The following is a 22,000-nucleotide window of genomic DNA, read 5'->3' as shown; positions in this document are numbered from 1 at the left end:
TTACCTTGCCTTTCCTTTGTGTATTTTAACCCATTCATAATAATGAAGCTTTCTTTGAATATGATATTGCATACTGAATGTAAATAAAGCAATAACAGTTGAAAAAGAGAAAATAGATATAAATGTACCTGTTATTATTTGAAAGTTACTCATATAAGATGTTCCCTTAAAAAAAGGTAGACCTGTAAGTAAAATAAAAACAATAATCCAACATGTAAAAAAGATATATCCTGCTTTCAATTTACTTCGTAAAAGTAGTAAATAAATCAAAAAGAAAACTAAAACTAAGGTATTTGCAATATAAGCAACTAATGTTGCGATGGCATGATTTTTTGCAAATTCACTTAATTTATCTGCATCACTTCTTATTTCAATAGGCACCGATTCAGTATTAATTCCATATCCGAATGGAATTAATACCCATATAAGAAGCACTGCAGTAAGCAGTGCTAATAGTATTAGTAAAATATAAAACTGTTTTTTTTCGATATTTATTTTATATTTAGTATAACTGTACATTTAGCTTACTAATTATTAAATACTACTCTAACTGGTAAGTTACCAGAATTTATTGCATTAAGTGTTGCAGTATAATCAGCTGATAATTTATCTTCCATTGCACTTAAAAACTTATCTTGTGTTTGAAGTTTATCACCTAATGATCTGTATCATTCTGCTGAACCAAAAGTTTTATCGTTTCAATTTGATCAAACAGTTTTTAGGTTTGGATTAGAGTTATCAAATCTGGTTGGTTGTACTTGTAGAATACCTAATCCTTGTTCTTGAAGTTTTTTGCTTGATGTTAGAACATTAAACACAAAGTTTACAGAAATTGATTTATTGTATTCATCAATGTTATTTTTAGTGGTAGCAATGGTAACATCAGATAATGTTCCATCTTTCTTTTGCATCTTAGATGACATAAAATCATCAGCAAAAGTTGAAATCTTAGCAAAGTTTTCAAATCCAGCTAAATAAAGTTTTACAATTTTACGGATTTGTTCATCAGAAACAATTGTAGGAGCAGCAGTATTAGAGAAGAATTTTGCACGAGCAAATACTTGATCTTCAAATTCATGGAGTTTATTGTCTTTCATCGCTTGTTGAATCTTTGCAATTAAAGCGGCTTTTTGACCATTGTCATCTCCATTGACACCAAAAATAAATTGTTCAATTTTTCTTAAGTGGAATGTTCCGTTGTTACCATTTTCATCTGGTTTATCTTGAACCATATCAACAAAACCTAGATTTCCAAACTTATCCTTGTTTGTTAAGGTAGCAAATGCTCCTGCTTTCATCTTGTCTGCACCAAGCTGTCATGGTTGTGCAGGTGTGCTACCAACTAATTCATCGCTTCATTTAGTTGTGAATCCCATTAATCCAGCAAGTGTATTTCTGAGTGGCAATGCATTTACCAAAGAATTATTTAGTTCATCAACTTTTGCTTTTGTTTCAGTTGAACCATTGAATGTAATTTTCATCTTATCTTTTGAAACTTGGTTAACATCTGCGATAGGATTGTTTTCATCAGCCTTTGATTCTCATAAACCTCATTTTCCGTAGCTTCCTTTTAATTCATTAAGTTCACTTAAAACGGTTGCTAGTTTACTATTAAGTTCATTGAAATCAGCATAACCTAAATTTTTTGCAAAATTTTGTATCTTAGTTTCTTCTGATGTATTATCTGATTTGATTCTATCTGACATTCTAGAAAATAGAGCTTCTGAATAAGGTATTTTAGAATCTTGTTTAAAGTATTGATAGTATGAATCGAAATTAAATGCTGCTTTCAAAACTTCTTCAAGTGCTTTCTTTCTTTCAAGTGATGATCCGTTGTTTCTTGAAGAAATACCATAACCTCAACCACCAGCTGCTTGAATGTATGGAGCCCCATCATCAACAGGAATTACATTGAAGAATGATAGTGCATTTGCTGCATCTCTTGAGTTTTGAACATCTCATGTCCCAATTAATGCATAGTCAAGTTTTTTATCTTTCATTGCACTAAAAATAGTTTGGTTAACAACACCCATATCGCTTCCGTACATTGCTTGTAAGTCACCTTGACTTAATCCGTTTTTAGCTCAAACGGTTTCTTTGTATGCCTCTGGTGTCATTCCATAAGCTGCATGAATAATTGGATATAAAACATTAGCAACTTCTTTTAATCCATCTTTAAGTAATCCATGTCATTTATCACCTTTTACAAATCACGAAGAAACTTGTCCTTCATTATTTTTGTATAAGTTCTTTTGGAAGAATGATTGAGATAATGAATCTCCACCTAATTCATCTTGTTGCACTTGTGTGTATGAATCTCATACTTTTTTGATCCCACCATATAATATACCATTACCATATCAAAAGTCTTGTAATCTTAAGACTAATTTACCTTTTTCAACTAGTTCTTTCAATGTATCTGTATGTTCATTTGTAAGTTCAGCTCTTGTGTCTGCTTCATCTTTGTTTGATGCTAAAATAAGACCTTCCTTGTTATGACGAACTGCTAAAAATTTATGTGTAGGTTTCTGATCTTGTGTCCCGTTAATAGTTCCGAATTTAACAATATCAGCTTTTTGGTCATCAGGTAGCGATACAACTTTGTTTAAATCATCTAGTACTTTTGGTGTATCATTTACTTTATCTCCAAAGAATGTATCTAAGTCAGCTAAATAATTATTTTGTGCAAATTCTGTAACACGGTCTTGAGGTAAATAGAAAATATCAGGAACAGTTGGGTCGTTTAATCCTTGTGTACCAAGGTTTAATGCATCGAAAACACCTTTTTGAATAAATTCAAGTGTAAATCCATCTTTTGTGTGTGAATCAGAAGCATCAAAAAGTTTCTTAACTTCATTGTAAAAGTCCTTTTGTGCTCCATCCACAGCGATGTAAATTTTCTTAGAACCTTTTCCGGTGTCTTGTTGTGCTGAACCACTTGTTCCACAAGAAACAGCAACTCCTACTGCTCCAAGCGATAATAATCCACCTGTATAAACTAATGCTTTTTTTATTTTCATATTTCAATATTCCTTATCTATTGTTAAGTAATTACAGGATTATTCAAATGCAATTTCATTTTTTTGATATGCAATAAAAGAAAAAATAATACAAATTGGTGAAAGTAATAACAAACCACTTATACAAGCAACATAACCTATCCAGTGATTAAATTCTGTTTTTGACATTATATAAATTACATGAATAGTTATTAAAGCAATCGCTAAATAATTTATTACTAATACAGCAAGCATTATACGTACTCAATAATTTTGCAAGGTTTTGAAAAGTTCAACATTAAAAACATTAGGAGATTTACTGAGATTGATAATAATTTGGATAAAAATAATTTCTATAATAAGTATGACAATGTTTGCAAAGAGTAAAAATAAATATTCTAGGATTTTTGGAGTATATTTGCGTTCAAGAGGTAATTTACCTACTCAAAACCACCTAAAACGAGTTTTAAATGGTGGTTTTGAAAAATGTATATTTTTCTTCATAATCCTGATTAAATTATAATATAGCAATACAAAAAACACATAATAATTGTGAAAATATGATATTAATTCCTTTGATAACTTGATATGTCAAGATAGTTGTTCCATAATTTGCTTATTTATAGATAGATTATGACAAAACAATTTTATTTTTTTGTAAATAAATTGGTTTTTGTTCAAGTGTTCGTTATTGATTTTTAATAAAGTTAATAATAAAGAAAAATACACTTTTTAGCTCATATATAAGCAACAAAAGTGTATTTTTATCTCGTGTAATAATAATATATTTCAAGGTTATTTATATTATAAACAGAAATTTTATTGTTTTTTAATCAAAAACACTCCGACTTTTATGTGTGAATCGCTTTTCAATGATTTTTCACTCATTTGAAAACTTTGATTGATTAAATCCTTATCAAATTTATATCCATCTTTTAGGTTAATCTCAAAACTACCTAAATTGTCACTATATACAACTAATAAATAATTTCCATCATGGTTATCTCTTAAGGTTAAATTATTAGGATAATTTGATGCATTTTTGATAATGTCTGATGGTTTCTTAATATATTTTATATCTTGATCTCTAAGTGATGGATATTGCTCGCGTAAATGGATTAATTTTGAAACTAATACATATGAACCGTTTTTATCAGAAACTAATGATTCAACATATCCTTCGCCTTTTGAATCCTGTGTTTGAATAATATCACTTCCTGATCTTTCATCCTTAAAATAAACTCTTTTGTGCAAATCTTTTCATCAATATGCTTCACGAATTTTATCATCACCTTTACTTTTATCTCCACCTTGCATTAATATTTCATTTCCGTCATATAAAATAGGTGTTCCACCACGAGAAAGCAAAGAAAATAATGCCGCTAAATAACCTGCTCTTTCTTTATCGTTAAGTTTATGTGGTGTTCCTAATGGTGTTTTTGTTACATTTTTTTTATAATTTGCTATTCAACGATCGATATCATGGTTATCTAAAAACGGTAATCAATAACTCATACCTTCATCGCTGTTAAGATAATTGATTAAGTTTTTTTCCTCATCAGAATTAATAAACGGATGTATTTGATATTTATAATGTTTTCCATCTAAGACACTACCAAGAGCTTTATAATTCGACCTTCCATACATTAAATATTTTGATGCATCATAAACACTTTTTCATCATTCCCCGAACATTAATACTTCTTTATCAGAACGAGCAACATTATTTTCTATAGCTTGCTTAATTTCTTTATCAGATGCATCACGTCAATCAAAGAATAATTGTGATGTTTTTGATCCATCACTATCGGTTGGTTTATGTGAATTTTCGCTACCAAAATAATGGTAAAAAGCATCATAGCGAAAACCATCAACACCTTTTTTGATTCAGAATTTATGAATGTATTCTATTTCTTTTAAAACATCCGGATTAGTTAAATTTAGATCAGGCATCCCTTTTCAGAATTTTGCTGCATATCTTAGATTTGTATCAGGTTTTGGGTTTTGATGATAATTAATATTTTTAAAGATTTTTCTTACATCTTTGTCTTCACCATAATCTTTATCGTTTGTTGGTTTGTTATCATAAAAATAATAATATTTTTGATATTTTTTATCACCATCTAAAGCTTTTTGAAACCAAGGATGTTCATAAGATGTATGATTTAAAACCATATCTAAAACAACTCTAATTCCTTTTTTGTGTGCCTTAGTTATAAAATTATCAAAAGCTTGCATTCCACCAAGTTCAGGAGCAACAGCAGTATAATCGATAACATCATATCCGTGATATGATGAAGATGGATGAATTGGGGATAGATATAATGTGTCTATTCCTAGATTCACGAAGTAATCCAAATTATTAGTTAAACCAATAAAATCACCAATTCCATCATCATTTCCATCAGCAAACGAATATACAGTTAACTGATACATTACATTCGATTTTGCTTTAGCGATAAATGGAGCTTGAAATTTTGCATTTTGATATTCATCTTGGTAGCTTAAGTTATTCAAACTTTTTTGGTTTTCAGCGACAAATTCATCATTTCCTCACCCTTTTAATCTTTTAACAGTTGATACATCATCATTTTGTTGACTGCATGAAATAGCAGTTGCAATAAATGCAGTTGATGTTAAAAATAAAAATTTTTTTATTCACCATCTATGTCTCATATTTACTCCATTAGCATAAAAAATCTACTATAAAGTAGATTTTAACTTCCTTTAGCAAGATTTAAGATATCTTTTCTTAATACTTCAACTTTATCTAAATTACCTTTATTTTTTTGTCAATTTGATATCAATTCATTAAGTTTTTCAGATGAAATTTTGTTGTTTTTTTCAAGGATATCAAGGTTTTTTATGATTTGTTGCATTGATGAAGATTCAAAATATGCATTATTAATTAACTGTAAAGAAGTTGCTTTATGAATTTCGTTTCTATAAAAATTTACAATGCTTTTTTGAAAACTTTTTAAAGTGTTAGAAGCATTTTCGTGTAGTTGTAATTTACCGATTTTATCAATGTAATCCAAACTTTTCTTCTTACTTCTTTCAATAAATCCATCGTTTAGTTCTTTTAATAAAGCATCAAGTTTAGCTATTTTTTGATCATTAGTAAGGTTTTTATCATCATAAAAAACTTTTACTCTTGTGTCAAAACTTAATGCTCAATCAGTATCTTTTGGATTACTATTAATTATACTGATTTTAGTATCTAAAAACTGCTTATATGTTTGACGTAATTTGCTTACATCATCAGGAAACGATTGTACATATTTTAAATTATGTGTCGGTATTGCTATAGCAGCTGAAACACCAGCAGCACCTAAGATAAATCATGAACCAATAAGCACATTTTTCATAATATTACTTTTCTTTTTGTCTGTCATTATATTCCTTATATTTATTATTATACATTTTTATTTTATATATACTTATCTATCACATTATTAAATTTTTTGCTTTGATATATCAAGTTATTATAAATTTCATAATTTTTCTAATTATCTGGTAATGTTTACACCATATAATACACAAAACACAATATTTAATTATCTTTTAGTTTAAAATATAAATAAGGTAAAATTATAATGAAAGGAAAAATGGATAATAATATTGTTTTGTTTGGTATGCATAATTCGCTTAAACTTGCTCAAAAAGTTTCAGAAATTATTAATATACCACTTTCTAATGTAGAACGAACTGTATATGCTGATGGTGAAGTTATGTTGGTTTCGACTCCAACTGTAAGAAATAAGGATGTTTATATAATCGCAAGCACATCAAGACCTGTAAATGATAATATTATGGAACTTTTGATGTTTATTGATTCGTTGAAACGTGCTAGTGCTAAAACAATTAATGTATGCTTAAGTTACTATGGATATGCCCGTCAAGATCGCAAGGCTCGTGGAAGACAACCTATTACAGCCAAATTAGTTGCTGATTTGTTGCAAACAGCAGGTGTTTCTAGAGTAATTTGTGTGGATTTACACAATCCTTCAATTCAAGGTTTCTTTGATAAACCAGTTGATGATTTAAGGGGACAATATCCAATCGCAAAGGCATTAAAAGCAACAGGTGAAAAATTTACAGTTGTTTCTCCCGATCATGGTGGAACTGTGCGCGCGCGTAGATTAGCTGAATTAATCGCAGAAAGTGTGCAAATATGTATCATTGATAAGCGCCGCACTGGTGTAAATCAAACAGAAGTAATGGGGATTTTAGGTAGTGTAAAAGATAAAAATGTTGTAATAATTGATGATATCATCGATACTGGTGGAACTATTTTAAAAGCAGTTGAAACTTTAAAAGCAAATGGTGCTAAAAAAGTTATAGTTGCTGCAACACACGGAATTTTTACCAAGGGTTTTGAAGTTTTTGAAAATCACCCTGATGTTTCTAAAGTAATTGTAACAGACAGTATAGATAATTATGAAATGTTAGACAAGTTCTCAAAATTGCAAATAGTTTCACTTGGTGAATTTTTAGGTAAAGTAATTAATGCATCATTAGTTGGGGAAAGTGTTTCAGAAATTTACCGCAGTTATGAAAAAGAAATATCAAGTTAATTAGCATCCATAACACACTTTTGTGTGTTTTTTTTATATTACAGTTTATCAGCAAAATTTATATTTTATGATATTACAAATTTTATGCTGATAAAACAAATTATATGAATAATAATGTAAATAATTACTTAAAAACAAAATTATTTTATGAAATTATTAAAAAATGTTAAAAATGCTCAAAACATATGATATATAGCACCCTTTAAAAACACAATAAATATATAAATATGAAAAATTATGGTAAAATTATATAGAATATTTATTCAAACCAACTTATAAAAAGAAAGGAAGTATGAAAAAACTAAAACTTAGTTTAAAAGCAAAAGTTTTACTTTCAGCCAGCATAATAACATTTACATCTGCTATAACTGTAGCAGCAATGTATGGATATGCAAATAACTCAGATGAGGTGCGTGGTTCATCGCTGCCTGTAAGTAAAGAAGAACTGAAAAACGATTTTTCTAAGTTATATAATGAAAATCATGAATTAACACCTGAAATCTTTATCACTGATCCGTCAAAAGAAAATGCAGTTGGATTTATTTCACCTGACTATAAATCATTTGGATTCAATGATAACAAAAGCAAACTTTATTCATTTGAAGACTTTTTTAATGAGTACTATAAAAGATACAATGAAAGTTTTATCTTAGCAGTTAAATATGGTTCATTTACATTTTATGATGAATATGTTTTAGCAGTAAAGCCAGATAAATTTATCGACTTTAGCAAGTGATTTATTAATAATGTTGCATGAGGACCAGATTTGTTAACCTTGGATAGTTTTAGATTGGTACCAGGAGTAGAACAAAACGGAAATGCGATTACATTAGGATCGCATTCTACTTTACATAAAGAAGTAAGCGAAATCAAATTCTTCCCTGATGCATTCTTTGGTTCGATGCCAGTTTACTCAGTAATAGGTGGAGCGGGAAACCGAACCGATTCACTTACATATGCAACATTTAAAGATCAACAAGATAAAGTTACTGTTGATAACTTTTTAGCAACCATTCCACTTGCTTCTGCGATAAAAAATTCTCGTTCAGCAAATAATCTACCATTTTTATCGCTTTATAATCCAAACAGATTATTAGGAGAAACCTTTAAAATCTTTATTCCAAAAACTACACGTTTAGAAGATACATTGATTTTACCAAAAGATCTCACAGCATATACATTTACATTAGAAACCAAGGATGTTAATTTACCAACATCTGATAGTTCAGGGCATTCAGATGCCCCGAAAATAACTTATGATTCATTAGTTGATGCAAAAGTTACAAAAGTAACATCATCAAAACCAAATAATAGTGATAATCGAATCTTGAGTATCGAATTTTCTTATAAGGATGCAGATGGTAAAGATGCAAAATTTGTCTATGCAGCAGTTGAAAACGAAATTGATCCATATTCTGAAATAAATTACAAAACATTTAAAGCTATTTTAGATCCAAAATTAAAACATTTTCTAGATTTCTTTGATGTTAAAGCATATGAAGGACAAACACTTTGAATTTATGCTGATGAAAATGCTAATTTATCTGCATATGCATCAAAAGTCGAAGCGATGAATTCGATTGATTCATTGCGTGACTGAAGCAAAGTTCCCCAGGAAAGCAAAAATCGTTTACGTGAATTTAAAATTAAATCAATTGATGTTAAAAATAAACGTCTTGAAATTACATTAGAAAACACTAATACAAATATTCCGCTAATTATCACTTTTGATGCGATGCATATGAGTGATGCCGAAAATAAATTATTCGAACAATTTAAAGATGCAGTAGGGTACAAAGGTTCAATTAATCCAATTTCAATTAAATCAGGCCCAGAAGATATTAGCATCGTTGATAAAAATGGTAGACCTCTTAGAGGATTATCGACTCGTAAATATCAAATTTATAACGAAGTATATACCGGTTTAGTTGATAAAGTTCTTAAAAAGTTTCCACAATTAGCAAAAAAACTAAATGGACCACATATTCAAAGAACAATTAACGATCAAGGATTTTATGATTATAAATTAGTCGAAGGTGACTATTATGGATTACGTGATAGCGATCGTATAGGATTGCCATTATTGCTTTCTGCTACAATAGATAATTACGAAGGGATATCAACTGACTTCTTAAAATATGTTGCAACCCATGAATATGGACACCATTATACACTTGACCAATCACAAGCACTTAATCAAGACAGTAATGCCGTTGTTGTTGGAGGGATTTCTACTCGTGGTGGTTTAACTGAGACATCTTATTATTCAGCAAAATCATTGCGCAATTATTTAAAAGCACGTACTAATTTAGATTTTGTTCGTGTTAACGCGTTAGGGCAACAAACTGAAGATACTGATACAACAGGACAATACATTCGCTTCTTATTTAAAGATAAAAACGGAAAATTTGTTCGTGAAACAGACAAGCAAATTTGAGGAAACCCAATTCCAAACAGTGATGTGTTCAGTGTTTTGGATGAAAAAGATCGTAGATTTTTACAAGACTTTAAAGGAATGCAAGAAGCTGCAAAATTACGTGGAGCAAGATTAGGTGATTTATTTATAGCTAATTCATTTGATGAAAATTCAGGTACATTAAATCCATTTATCGAGGGTGTAAACAAAACTTTTGAGAAAAAACAAATAGACGGAAAAGATGTTTATGTTTTTAAAGAAGTAGCAATCTCTGATATTGTTGAAAATATAAGAGATGGTTTAGGAAAATCACTTAAAGATGTGATTAAAATTGCTTCCCCAAATTCAATAACAATTTCAGTAGTTGAAACACAAAAAGATGCAAATGGCGCTACTATAGCAACCAAAATTAATGTCTTTGATAAAGATGGAAAACCAGCAATTAATGTTCCGTTAAATGAACCACTTGATGAAAAAAGTCTTGATTATATAAGTGAACAAACAAATATTATTAAGAGTACAATTGATAGTTTATTAATTACCCGTTTTGCAGATTCAGGTTGAAACACCCGTGATACAGATTTTGGTGGTGTAATTGGTCCAATTCGTAAAACATTGCTTCAAGGAACCAATTTTACAGATAATGGATTTGTTGATTCTTTAAAATACCGTTCAGATGCAGTTGAATTAGATGCAGATTCAAACAGAATCGATCAAATTTACCAAAATAACACAAAACGACCAGGAACCCGTCGCGCATTAGAATATACAGCATTAACAGATAAAGGTGATTTATACACAAACCTCAGTGAAATAATTGATACATATGTAGGATTTATTTTAGAAAACCAAAATAGAGGTTCACAATTTCAAGATGGATATTATGCTCAATTGTTGAATGTTTTTGCTTTTGTTAAAGATGGAAAAATTCAAAAAGGATATACATTCCCGTTAATACTAAACAATCATTTTTCAGATAAAGTCCTTTATAATCCAGATGAAAATGGGCAATCTGATTTATGACCATATGCAAGACAGTTTAACAGTGATAACAATGCTAGTGGTCGTCCACAAATGAACCCGGCTTATGGAATAATGTTTAGTGGTTTTGGTTTATATAACATTGATCAAGACAAAAAATTTGTTCCATTCTTAGCTGGGATCGATGCAGATGGTAATGTTGTTTCAAAAGATACCTTCCAAAGCATAATTCGTAATCCTAGAAGTTTTTCTGCTCTTGTTAAAAAAATAGCATTTGTCAACTTTAATAAAAATACTGTAAAAAACTATAATTTATACAACTCATTTAATAAAGAGTTTTTAGCAACAGTTAAAAATGGAAATCAAAGCGAAACAACAGCAGCATTTGATAATTTCGAAAAATTTATTGAATTTACATCGATTGATTATTCTAAAGCATCATTAGAACCATTAACTGTTAAAGACGGTGCTCCCGTAATTAAATTTAATTGAGATGTTGATTACGTAAAAACTAAATTTGATTTTGATGCATTTAAAGCAGCAGTAGCAACTTCAGATGAATCAGCAGAAAATAAATCAAGAATTGCAGCAGCAAGCGATCAAGAACTTGCAAATGAATTAATGTTAAGATTTAGAAATTCAGATTATTTCTGAACAGTTACAGACTTTAATCCAGCAACTCAGTTAAAAGAAAATCAAGCAATTTTTTCATCTAAATACGGAATCGATATTTTAAGTAATACTTTTACAGACAGCTTTTACTTTGATAAAAAATTTATGGTTGATAATGAACTTATCACACCAACACAAGAACGTACATCATATGATGCACTAGAGTTGCAAAAAATATTCTCTGATTATATAACTGGCATTGTAGGTAAAGATTCTGCTGCTAAGATACTAGAATTTACTAATACACAAGACTTATATCAATTTGTAGGTAATATCATTACTTACTTAGGACAAGGTTATCGTGATAATGATCGCATTTGATACCTAAGAAGAGCGGTTTATACTGTATTTAACAATGGATATCCTTCTTCTGATATTCTTGAATATAATTCTACACGTGTTGAAAACTTGTTAAATGATAAATTTACTGACTATATATATTCAATTCCAGAAACTTTAACTCGTGATTATGTGCAAACTACATATGTCCCTGCCACAGCTGATTTTGGTAACTTGCCTACATACTTAACTAATGCAAACGAAGCATATACAGGACAAGATTATGTAATTGATGCAACTAAGTTAAAAATTTGAAATGAACATAAAAATAGTTATTCAAATATTATTAATGCAAGTTTTGATGCAGTTAGAGCAGAAGCATTTGATAAATTATTTAATCAAACCAAGGATATTTACTTTAAAAATTCATTAGATCGTCAAATCAAAGAATCATTAGCATCAGAAAACCAAATTGAAATACAAAAACTCGATAATCGAAATGCACAAATTGATAAGGAATTAAAAACTCAAATCACAGATGAGCAAAAGAAGCAATTAGAATCTGAAAAAGCAACTAATATAGCATCTAAAAATCAATTACAAGAAGCTAACAAGAAACTTAATGAAGAAATTGCTAAATTATTTGAAGAGCAAGACAAGCAACTACAAGATACATACGAAAAAGTAATTGGTGTATATAAAGGTAAATTATCTGATGTTTCTGATTCAAACGGAAGAAACGAGGATAGATCCTCATCATATTTTGGAAAACTTATAACCAAAAGCAACGGTTACTTCCAAGATCGCTATCAAAAAGTCGCTATTGGAATGCAACTTTATGATGATAATGGAAAAGAAATTATGGATGATGACATCCGTCTAAAGGACTTTAAAAATCAACCAATTAAATCACGTCCGAGAGCTTTCTTTATTTCACAATTACGTAATTTTGGTATCGGAGAGAGAACTGTAGCGGGTATCTTTAGAAATAAACGTATTGATTCATTAGCATTATACGGATATGTTTCTAACGAAGATGCTAAAAAGATAAAACAACTTCGTTTTACAGATGTTGAAACAGGTGAGCAAAAATTCTTACCAATTAATATTAAAGGAACAAACAACGTCTTTTATCTCAAACAACAAGGTGATGCAAGTTCTAAGGTTAGAGTAGAAGATGAAGGATATACTTCATGAATATCTGATTTTGGAGTTATGGCTAAATACCGTAATACCTTATTATTACCAAAGCATCAATACTACATTCAATTTGTAGATGAAAATAATAAAGTTGTTTCCGATTTTACCTTAGGTGATGTAACTCAATTAGCAGAAAACGGAAAAACAGGTACACAAGCATCAGTAACTATAAGACATAATGAAGATTCAAAAACACAAGATAAAGGTAAAGCAATAATAAAGATTGATTACCAATTTAACATAACAGGATAGGAGCTAATTTGAAAAAAAGGTTATGATATTTATTTACCACAATCGCTGCACTTTCATCAGCATCCTTGCTAGCAATAGCGTGTAGTACCAGTGGAAATAACACAACAAATACAAAGAGTCTAAATGAAGTTCATAGTCAAAATTCAGTAATTGATTATGATCTTGGTTTAGCAACTGAACCAATTAATAACTTAAACTATATAAAATATAAATCAGTTGATAAAATATTACCTTCATTAGTCGATTCATTTCTTAAAAGTGGACCAAACAGTGATTTAAAATCCATTACTAAAACAAGTCCGTTAAATATGGTTATGGTAGATACAGATGGAACTGTTAAAACAACAGAAGATAAAAAAACTGAACCGAGTTCAAACTTTAATGATTTCTTCAAATTTAAAAATAAATTAGAAGAAAGTGATGGTTTTGGTAGAGTTCGTGGTAGTTGATACGGATTACATGACTTTGGTATTACTGGTGGTTTAGGACGTGCAACAATCGGTGATCCACAACGAAATGCAAGTATTTATGCATTCCCTAACCCAAAAAACAGCAACAACTATATGGCAGTAACCGGATTTCTAAACAACGGATTAAATCGCTGAAGTAACGGAGATGTTTCAACAGCACAAGATTTACGCGATTATTTAGAATATATTTTGGATATTAATACCGGATCACAAAAACTAGATTCTGTATTAAAATACTCAATTCGCGGGGCCGAGAAATTTGTTGCTGCTCAAAAAGACTATGTTGATAAATTTGGTGTACCATATAAAAATCCATGAGGCCGTAGAAAATATATTAAATTAGCTGATGGTAGTTACATTCAAGATCCAAGTGAAAAAGAGTGACAATCACAAGTTTCAAAAAATAATGTACCTGCTGATACAAAAGAAGTTGAAGCAATAAAAAAAGCTGCATTAGATTTTGGTTTTTATACAGGTCAGTTATATTTAGATTATAGTCTCGAACAAGTTAATGAAAGTATGGATTTAAATCCTAATTTCAAGATTGAAAAAGAATCACAAAGTTTTACATTCAGGGATCCGAAAGATAAAACTAAGACTTTTGTTCGCACATTAGTAAAAAATGTTTATGCAAATCCTTACCAAAATTTTAAATTTGATGAAGATGCAAGAAAAATTAAACCTACAATTGAGACATTAGCAAATAATTTAAATACTTTTACAATGATTTTTGATGAGAACAAGACACCAGGTTTATCATATATGCTATTTACTATTTTCTTCCACCTTTTCCCTGTAAATCGTAAGTATATTGAAACAGTTGCAGGCGGAATCGATGTCTTCGGATCACAAAAACAACACTTTTTAACAAATGGGCCATTTTTGATGAAACCTGAAAATGTTATTTTAGGTCCACAGGGATCATTATTGTTAGAAAAAAATCCAGATTATTTCGATGCAGAAAACACCATTTCAAACCGAATAAAAATTTATTTTTCAACTGACAGAAACACTAATGCAACATTCTTTGAAGATGGTTATATTTCACAAACTTATATTCCGGCTGAAAAAATAACACAATATTTTGCTAACCCTGAATATAAAAAATATCTAAATAAAAACACAGGTTATGGAACAATTGCTTTTGGATTTAACCTTGATAACGAAACAAACGCACAAAGTTATATACAAGATGAAGACCTTAGAAACGCAATTTTCTATGCAGTAAATCGTGAGAACCTGCTTAAAGTAGTTGGATGAGACTTTTCATTTCCAGTAAACACCTGAACAGCATATGGACAATATCGAACATATGATGGGAAAAATATCGAAACCTACTTTTCAGATATGAGTAGTGATGCAAAGGATGGGGTAAAATTCCCTTTACAAAATTATGATTTTGTAACTCATCTTTCAAAAGGATATACTTTTGAGAAAACACATCGTTATGATCAAACATATGCACCAAAAACAGCACAATTTTATATTGAACGTTTTAAAGTAAGACACAAAGGATTAAAATCTGTAACTTTAAAATTTTTAAACAACTCTAGTGATGAACAAAAGAAAGCAGGTGCATACTTAAAAGAAATATTAGGTAGAACTTTCGATGGTTTTGTAAACATTGATATTAAGAGTTTACCTGAAAACTCATTTGCTTCATTTATTGAAGAAGGAAAATACGACATTATCTATCAAAACTATGATAGATTAGGTGGAAATAGTGCTCAAGACTATGTTGCAGTATTCTTCAAACCCGATGAAATAGATAGTTTTAACCAAAAAAGTATTGCCTTTAAAACAAACCCAGTAGGTTCTTACACATATGCAGATTACATTCGCCAATTATATGTGCAAGCAACCAATTTAGATGTAGATAACTACATCGAAACAAAATTACAAACTCCGTTTTTAGCTTTAGTTAATGCATCACAAAGCGCAAAAGATGCATATGAAAAAGCTAAAAAAGGAGATAAGAATCATATAACAGCTTTTGAAGAAGCAGTTAAACCATTAATTGAAAAATTAAACAAAGACACATCAAGAATATTTAGTGACCGTTTAATTAAAAATTTAATTGAATATATGCTAATTCAAAATCCGAATATTAAAGCAGGACGTAAGAAAAAAATTCTTAATGAACTGTTATTAATGTTTGAGGGAATTGATAAATTAGCAGATGCTACACGCCCTACTGCAGATCGCTTACATATTCAGTGATCATTAGGAAAGATTGATACAAAAATAGATTTTTGACGTAAATTTATTGATTTATCTTTCATTCGTCCACAAGAAGATTCGCAAAGTTATACTGATAGAATAAATGCATTCTTTACCGGAAACTTTACAAATGCTGAGGCAAAATTAAAATGAACCCAAGAATATGTGTACATCTTCATCGGAGAACTTGAAAAAGTCATTCGTGATGCATCGATTGTTGTACCATTAATGGAAGTTGATACCAACTGAGAAATAACCAGAGTAGGTGGTGTAGATAGTCTTTATACATTTGCGCTGCAATATGCATATGATTTTACTAGACCACCAAAACCAGGATTACCAAGAGGGAGGGCAAAATAGATGAAATGATCTAAAACAAAAGAAAATAACAAAACTACTTATGTTGATGATAACTTTATAGTTTTTTCAAACAAAAGAACTAAAGATGCAACATTTGTTGAGAAATTATTTAACATTAATTCACCTTTATTAATTTCTTCTTGAAGATTTTTTAAGATTATTGCCGAATTCTTTATTATTGGATTAATTGTTATTACTATTACATTCTTTTTAATTAATGCCGTTCCTGGTTCAAATACTTTAACAGCTGGTTTAGATGATGCAGCAAAAAAAGCAATAGAAGCAAAATACGGTTTAGATCAGGCGTTAATTATAAGATACTGACACTATATAGTAAGACTCTTTCGCGGAGATTTTGGTATATCATTATCATTATTTCCTGCACAAGAAATAAATTCATTTATTTGAGAGCGCTTCTATAAATCATTTTTAGTAGGAATTTTTTCAGTATTATTAACTGTTGTAATAGGAATTTCTGTAGGAATATGAGTTGGTAAAAACCCAGGCGGAATAGTTGATAATGTATCAACTGTGTTAGTAAGTATTTTTTCATCGGTTCCTTCGATTATTTTTGCTTTAATATTAGTATTTATCGGTCGTTTAATTAACTTACCATATATCTTCGCTCAACATAATTTCATAACATATATCCTACCTGGATTAGCGCTTTCTCTTGGAAGTATCATTGTATATATCAAATATATTCGTACCGAATTAAATCGTGAGTTAAACTCAGTGCATGCTAAATTTGCATATTTAAAAGGATTATCAAAAAACCGTTTTGTATGAAAACATGCACTTAAACCTTCACTCTTCCCGATCGCGACATTCTTCCCTGCTGTTATTTTCGGTTCATTTATCGGAAGTATCTTCATTGAGCAAATCTTCTTTATTTCTGGTTCTGGTGCAACATTACTACAAGCAATTCAAACAAAAGACTATAATGTGATTTTATTCTTAATTATAATGTTTACTTTACTTACTATTTTATCTTATGCAACTCGTGATATCTTATATGAAGTTATAGATCCAAGAGTGCGTAGAAAGGGGGCATAATTGGCATTCAATGATAAAAAAGAATCTAAATTAGTGTCTTCTTTTAAAAAGTATTTAACTAAATTAAAGCAACGTCAACAACTTGGTCCAACAAATGAACTAACTAAGGATGCTGCTCCAAGTATGATATTGCAACCGTTTCAATATCAAGCATGAAAAATAGTAGGTAAAACTTTTGATTTCCATGCTGATGCACATATGGGTGCAGAAACGAAGGTATTTAAAGAATTTGTATATCGTTATTCAAAGAGTTTTGCAGGTGTATTTGGTTTTGTTTTATTAGTCGTGATTATTCTTTTATCATTTATTATCCCATTTACTACACAAGATCCAAACTTATCAAGCGTTGATGCAAGGTTCTTAACATTTAACCAAACAGACGAGCAAACAGGAATTTATCATATTTTTGGAACCGATTCAATTGGTCGCGACATTTGGGCACGTTTATGACACGGATTGCGATACTCGATTGCATTAGCATTAGTTGTTACATTTATCGAAGTTATCATCGGACTTACCATTGGGATTTTAATGGGTCAATATGAGCGTTTTGATCGTGTGATGACATTTATAATTAAGGTTATTTCAGTAGTTCCAACAATCATTATTTTGATTTTGATGACTATTGTTGTTAGTCCAAGTTTCTGAGTAATTGTTTTTTCTTTATCATTTACATCATGAACAGGAATGGCTAATCAAATCCGTGCTCAAGTTAAGCGCGCAAAACACTTTGAGTGAGTTGCAGCTTCGAGAGTTTTAGGTACACCAGCATGAAAAATTCTTAAAAATTATGTTCCTGTTATCTTGCCAATACTGATTACTCAGTTAGTATTTACAATTCCTGGGGTAGTGCTTTCAGAAACATCATTAGCTTTCATTGGTTTAGCAATTGATGACGTTCCAACCTTAGGTAACCTTATTTCAGAAGGTCAAAAGGTCTTTCCTACCTATTTAAGATATGTTTTTGTTCCATCGACAATGTTGATTTTAATTACAACTAGTGTGCAATTAATAGGAGCGAGCGTCCAAGATGCCTTGAGACGTCAAAGATAGAGGTTATTGTGAGAAAAGAACAAAATAGTAGATGATTTAGACGTTTTGATACAAAAACTAACAAAACTACTAATGATTTAAGTTTAAAAAACCAAAATCAAGAATCTTTAAATCAACAAACTAACATTGATACAAAAACCTATGAACAACAAGTTTCAAAAAAACAAAAGAAATTTTCTTTATTTTCCCGTTTCAAACGTTCTTATTTCAATTGAGATAATTTTTATAAAAATGTACAATACCGAACTTTTGAAGATGGAAGTAAATTAAAAATTGCTGCAGAAATAAAAGATATTAAACTTTCTTTTACTAACCCAGCTCGTCCAGGAGAAAAAAATATTGTGCTTCGTGGAACAAGCTTGCAAGTTTATGAAGGTAAAGTTCATGCAATTATCGGTGAATCAGGATCAGGAAAATCAGTAATAACATCACTTCTATATGGACTTACTGGTGATAATGCTGTTATCGATGGTGGAGAAATTCTTTTATACAACAATAATGTTGAAAAATTCTCATTTCGCGATTGAGAGCGCTCACATTATCGTGGTCGTGTAGTTTCTGCTGTATTCCAAAACCCAATGTCAACACTTAATCCTACAATGAAAGTAGGAACACAAATTATGGAAGGGATGCTGTTAAATAAGGTTGTTAAAACCCGTAAAGAAGCTTATGATCGTGCTGTAGAGTTTTTAAAACTAACTAAAATAAATGATCCTGAAGCAGTTATGAAGTTATATCCACATGAAATGTCTGGTGGTATGGTTCAACGGGTAGTTATTGCTGCAATAGTTGCATTAGAACCAAAAATTCTAGTTATGGATGAACCAACCACTGCCCTTGATCCAACTGTGCAAGCATTAGTTTTAGACATTATTAAAGATTTACAAACTAAATTAAAGTTATCTATCGTATTTATTACCCATGATTTAGGTGTTGTTGCATCGATTTCAGATTACATTTCTATTATGTATGCAGGACAAATCATAGAAGAAGGAACAGCACATGAAATTTTACACTATCCACAGCATCCATATACATGGGGGTTAATCCTTAGCATGCCCGATGTTAACAAAGGAAGTCGTTTATCAACCATCCGTGGAAGTGTACCATCAAGTTTAAATAACATCAAAGGTGATGCTTTTGCGGTAAGAAATGATTATGCATTAGGGCGTGACTTTGAAATTGAACCAGATTTTTATTATGTTTCAGAGACTCACCGTGTTAAGTCTGCTTTATTAGATCCACAAGCTCCAAAATACCAACCACCTGAACTTATCCAAAGATTATGAAAGGAATTTTTAGCTGAAAATGAGTAACGAAAGAACATTATATAAAGTTAAAAGATTCTTATTTGGTGAAAAAGAAGTTTGACGAACTCAAACTAAAGGTGTAGCAGAAATGCTACGCCCAAAGCATGGTGAAAGTGAATTAGTAACTATGCGCAATGTTGATATCACTTATGGAAGTGGAATTAAAGCATTTAGAGCAGTCAGTGATTTAAATTTAAACATTTATAAAGGTGAAGTTTTAGGACTTGTTGGCGAATCAGGGAGTGGTAAAAGCACCATCGGTCGTGCTTTAGTGGGATTGGTTCCTTATAGCTTTGGTGAAATTAAACTACTTGATAAAACCTTACCGAGAAAACTTACTCGTGGGTTCAAAGTAGGTAAAAAACTTGCTGAATATAAAGCAATTGAAAACTTTTTAACCAACAAAGTTCAAATGATTTTTCAAGATCCGGCCAACTCGTTAAATCCACATGCTAATGTTGAAGCAATTGTTTCAGAAGGTTTAACTAATACCAAAAATGCAAAAGAAATTTTCTTGTATAACTATGATCAAGAAGCAAAAGTAAAATTATATAAAGAGTTTTCACAACAAAACCACCCACAATTTTTTGGAAATTATGAAAAAGAATTAGATATTAAAATAGCAACCAATGAAGATATTTCATATCAAGCATTCTTTGTAGATTTATATAACCAAGTGATTAAATTAAATCAACCACATATAACTAAACTATTTGATGAACTTAGAGCAGAACGTGATAAATTAAGTAAACATACTGAAAAAGAATGTAAGCGTTTATTAGTTCGTGATATATTAAGATCTGTTGGTTTAGATGAATCAGTATTGCGTAGATATCCATTAGAATTTTCAGGTGGACAACAACAAAGAATTGGTATCTCTCGTGCTGTTGTACTGCGTCCGCAGCTATTGGTTGCAGATGAACCTATCTCAGCACTTGATGTGTCTATACAAGCGCAGGTGGTTAATATTTTCAATGAATTAAAAGAAAAGTATCAACTTACAATTTTATTCATAGCACATGATTTACGTATGGTAGAATATATCTCTGATCGAATTGCTGTTATGAATAAAGGAAGATTGTTAGAAGTAGGAAAAACCGAAGAAATTATGAATCATTCATTGCATCCATATACCAAAAGCTTACTTGATGCAGTTCCTTCAATTGAAGGAAGCAAAGGAAGTTTGGTTGGATATGTTTATGATATCAATATGCATAAATATGATGAAAATAACCAACCTGAATGAATTAAAATAAACGATGATCATTTTGTGCTCGGAACTGCTCAAGAAGTTGCAGATTGACAAGCAGGAAAATATTAAAAACCTTGTTTTTGCAAGGTTTTTTTGTTTCTATCGTAAACAAATAAATCACTTTATTTTCATAACTATATTACTTTTATGTCTATATACAAGGTGAAAAAGTTCAAATCACATAAAATATGCGATTTATTCCACAAATATGATAAATATTTAACAAAATATTACTTTATTTTAGTGAAAAACAGTAAAAAAAGTATAAAATTTTATTCATGCTATCATTTGTAGCAATATTTAATAAAATAATGAAAGGCTATTATGAAAGAATTTACAGCTAAAATAGTTGATCCGATTGGACTTCATGCACGTCCTACTTCAATTCTTGTAACTGTAGCTTCAAAATATAAATCTGATATTAAATTACAATCAGGTGGACGTGAAGCGAATTTAAAATCAATTATGAATATTATGTCTTTAGGTGTTAAATGTGGAGCAGAAGTAACTGTTAAAGTTATGGGCGAAGATGAACAAGAAGCATTTGATGCCATTCATGATGTATTTGTAAAGAACGAATTAATTTAATTAAAATGCTTTGCGTTTTAATTTTTTTAACTTTTTTGTAAAAATATGCTAAAATATAAAAACAAAAAGCCCGAGTGGTGAAATTGGCAGACACGCTAGACTAAGGATCTAGTGGAGCAATCCGTGCAGGTTCAAGTCCTGTCTTGGGCACCAAAATTTATCAAATTAGTTATATTAAGAGCATACATACAAGGATTGAATTTTCTTTTCAATCTTTATATGTGTGCTTTTTGCTTGTATTTAGCGACCAATAATCATTCTTTTTTTGGATAAATGTGGTATTATATAAAAAAGTCATTATATATAAAATATATA

The 22,000-nt window shown here is 30.1% G+C and carries 13 protein-coding genes and 1 tRNA gene; 9 read left to right on the top strand and 5 right to left on the bottom strand.

Annotated elements, in window-relative coordinates; genetic code table 4:
- From ACXYRR_RS02265 to ACXYRR_RS02245, 5 genes are all read right to left on the bottom strand, one after another.
- On the bottom strand, nt 1-519 hold the full coding sequence (locus tag ACXYRR_RS02265; protein ID WP_458597605.1) for a hypothetical protein: 519 nt from the start codon (nt 517-519) through the stop codon (nt 1-3).
- 8 nt (nt 520-527) lie between these two features.
- Nucleotides 528-3,020, bottom strand: coding sequence for a hypothetical protein (locus ACXYRR_RS02260; RefSeq protein ID WP_458597604.1), 2,493 nt, complete (start codon nt 3,018-3,020; stop codon nt 528-530).
- A 39-nt stretch (nt 3,021-3,059) separates the two neighbouring features.
- Nucleotides 3,060-3,503, bottom strand: coding sequence for a hypothetical protein (locus tag ACXYRR_RS02255; protein WP_458597603.1), 444 nt, complete (start codon nt 3,501-3,503; stop codon nt 3,060-3,062).
- A gap of 315 nt (nt 3,504-3,818) precedes the next feature.
- Entirely contained in the window at nt 3,819-5,675 is a 1,857-nt protein-coding gene (locus ACXYRR_RS02250; protein WP_458597602.1) for an alpha-amylase family glycosyl hydrolase, read from the bottom strand.
- Between the two features lie 41 nt (nt 5,676-5,716).
- Entirely contained in the window at nt 5,717-6,394 is a 678-nt protein-coding gene (locus tag ACXYRR_RS02245) for a hypothetical protein (protein WP_458597601.1), read from the bottom strand.
- A gap of 201 nt (nt 6,395-6,595) precedes the next feature.
- Here ACXYRR_RS02245 and ACXYRR_RS02240 point away from each other — a divergent pair, with 201 nt between their 5' ends.
- From ACXYRR_RS02240 to ACXYRR_RS02200, 9 genes are all read left to right on the top strand, one after another.
- A complete protein-coding gene (locus ACXYRR_RS02240; RefSeq protein WP_458597600.1) occupies nt 6,596-7,576 on the top strand; it encodes a ribose-phosphate pyrophosphokinase in 981 nt (326 codons plus the stop codon).
- Between the two features lie 292 nt (nt 7,577-7,868).
- Nucleotides 7,869-13,376, top strand: a complete 5,508-nt coding sequence (locus ACXYRR_RS02235) for a PDxFFG protein (protein ID WP_458597599.1) — start codon at nt 7,869-7,871, stop codon at nt 13,374-13,376.
- A gap of 8 nt (nt 13,377-13,384) precedes the next feature.
- Entirely contained in the window at nt 13,385-16,426 is a 3,042-nt protein-coding gene (locus tag ACXYRR_RS02230; RefSeq protein ID WP_458597598.1) for an ABC transporter substrate-binding protein, read from the top strand.
- The gene (locus ACXYRR_RS02225; protein ID WP_458597597.1) at nt 16,427-17,482 is read left to right on the top strand and encodes an ABC transporter permease; all 1,056 of its coding nucleotides are present in this window, start codon (nt 16,427-16,429) and stop codon (nt 17,480-17,482) included.
- Nucleotides 17,483-18,535, top strand: a complete 1,053-nt coding sequence (locus tag ACXYRR_RS02220; protein ID WP_458597596.1) for an ABC transporter permease — start codon at nt 17,483-17,485, stop codon at nt 18,533-18,535.
- Between the two features lie 8 nt (nt 18,536-18,543).
- Nucleotides 18,544-19,851, top strand: coding sequence for an ABC transporter ATP-binding protein (locus ACXYRR_RS02215; protein WP_458597595.1), 1,308 nt, complete (start codon nt 18,544-18,546; stop codon nt 19,849-19,851).
- Nucleotides 19,844-21,166, top strand: coding sequence for an ABC transporter ATP-binding protein (locus ACXYRR_RS02210; protein WP_435128902.1), 1,323 nt, complete (start codon nt 19,844-19,846; stop codon nt 21,164-21,166). Before ACXYRR_RS02215 ends, ACXYRR_RS02210 begins: the two co-directional genes overlap by 8 nt.
- A gap of 255 nt (nt 21,167-21,421) precedes the next feature.
- The gene (locus ACXYRR_RS02205) at nt 21,422-21,685 is read left to right on the top strand and encodes an HPr family phosphocarrier protein (protein WP_435128905.1); all 264 of its coding nucleotides are present in this window, start codon (nt 21,422-21,424) and stop codon (nt 21,683-21,685) included.
- A 68-nt stretch (nt 21,686-21,753) separates the two neighbouring features.
- Nucleotides 21,754-21,838: transfer RNA gene (locus ACXYRR_RS02200), tRNA-Leu, on the top strand.
- Nucleotides 21,839-22,000: the final 162 nt, after the last annotated feature.

Source organism: Mycoplasma sp. 246B (assembly GCF_054353935.1).
The sequence above is the reverse complement of the archived record's forward strand: the minus strand, read 5'-3'. Positions and strand labels throughout refer to the sequence as shown.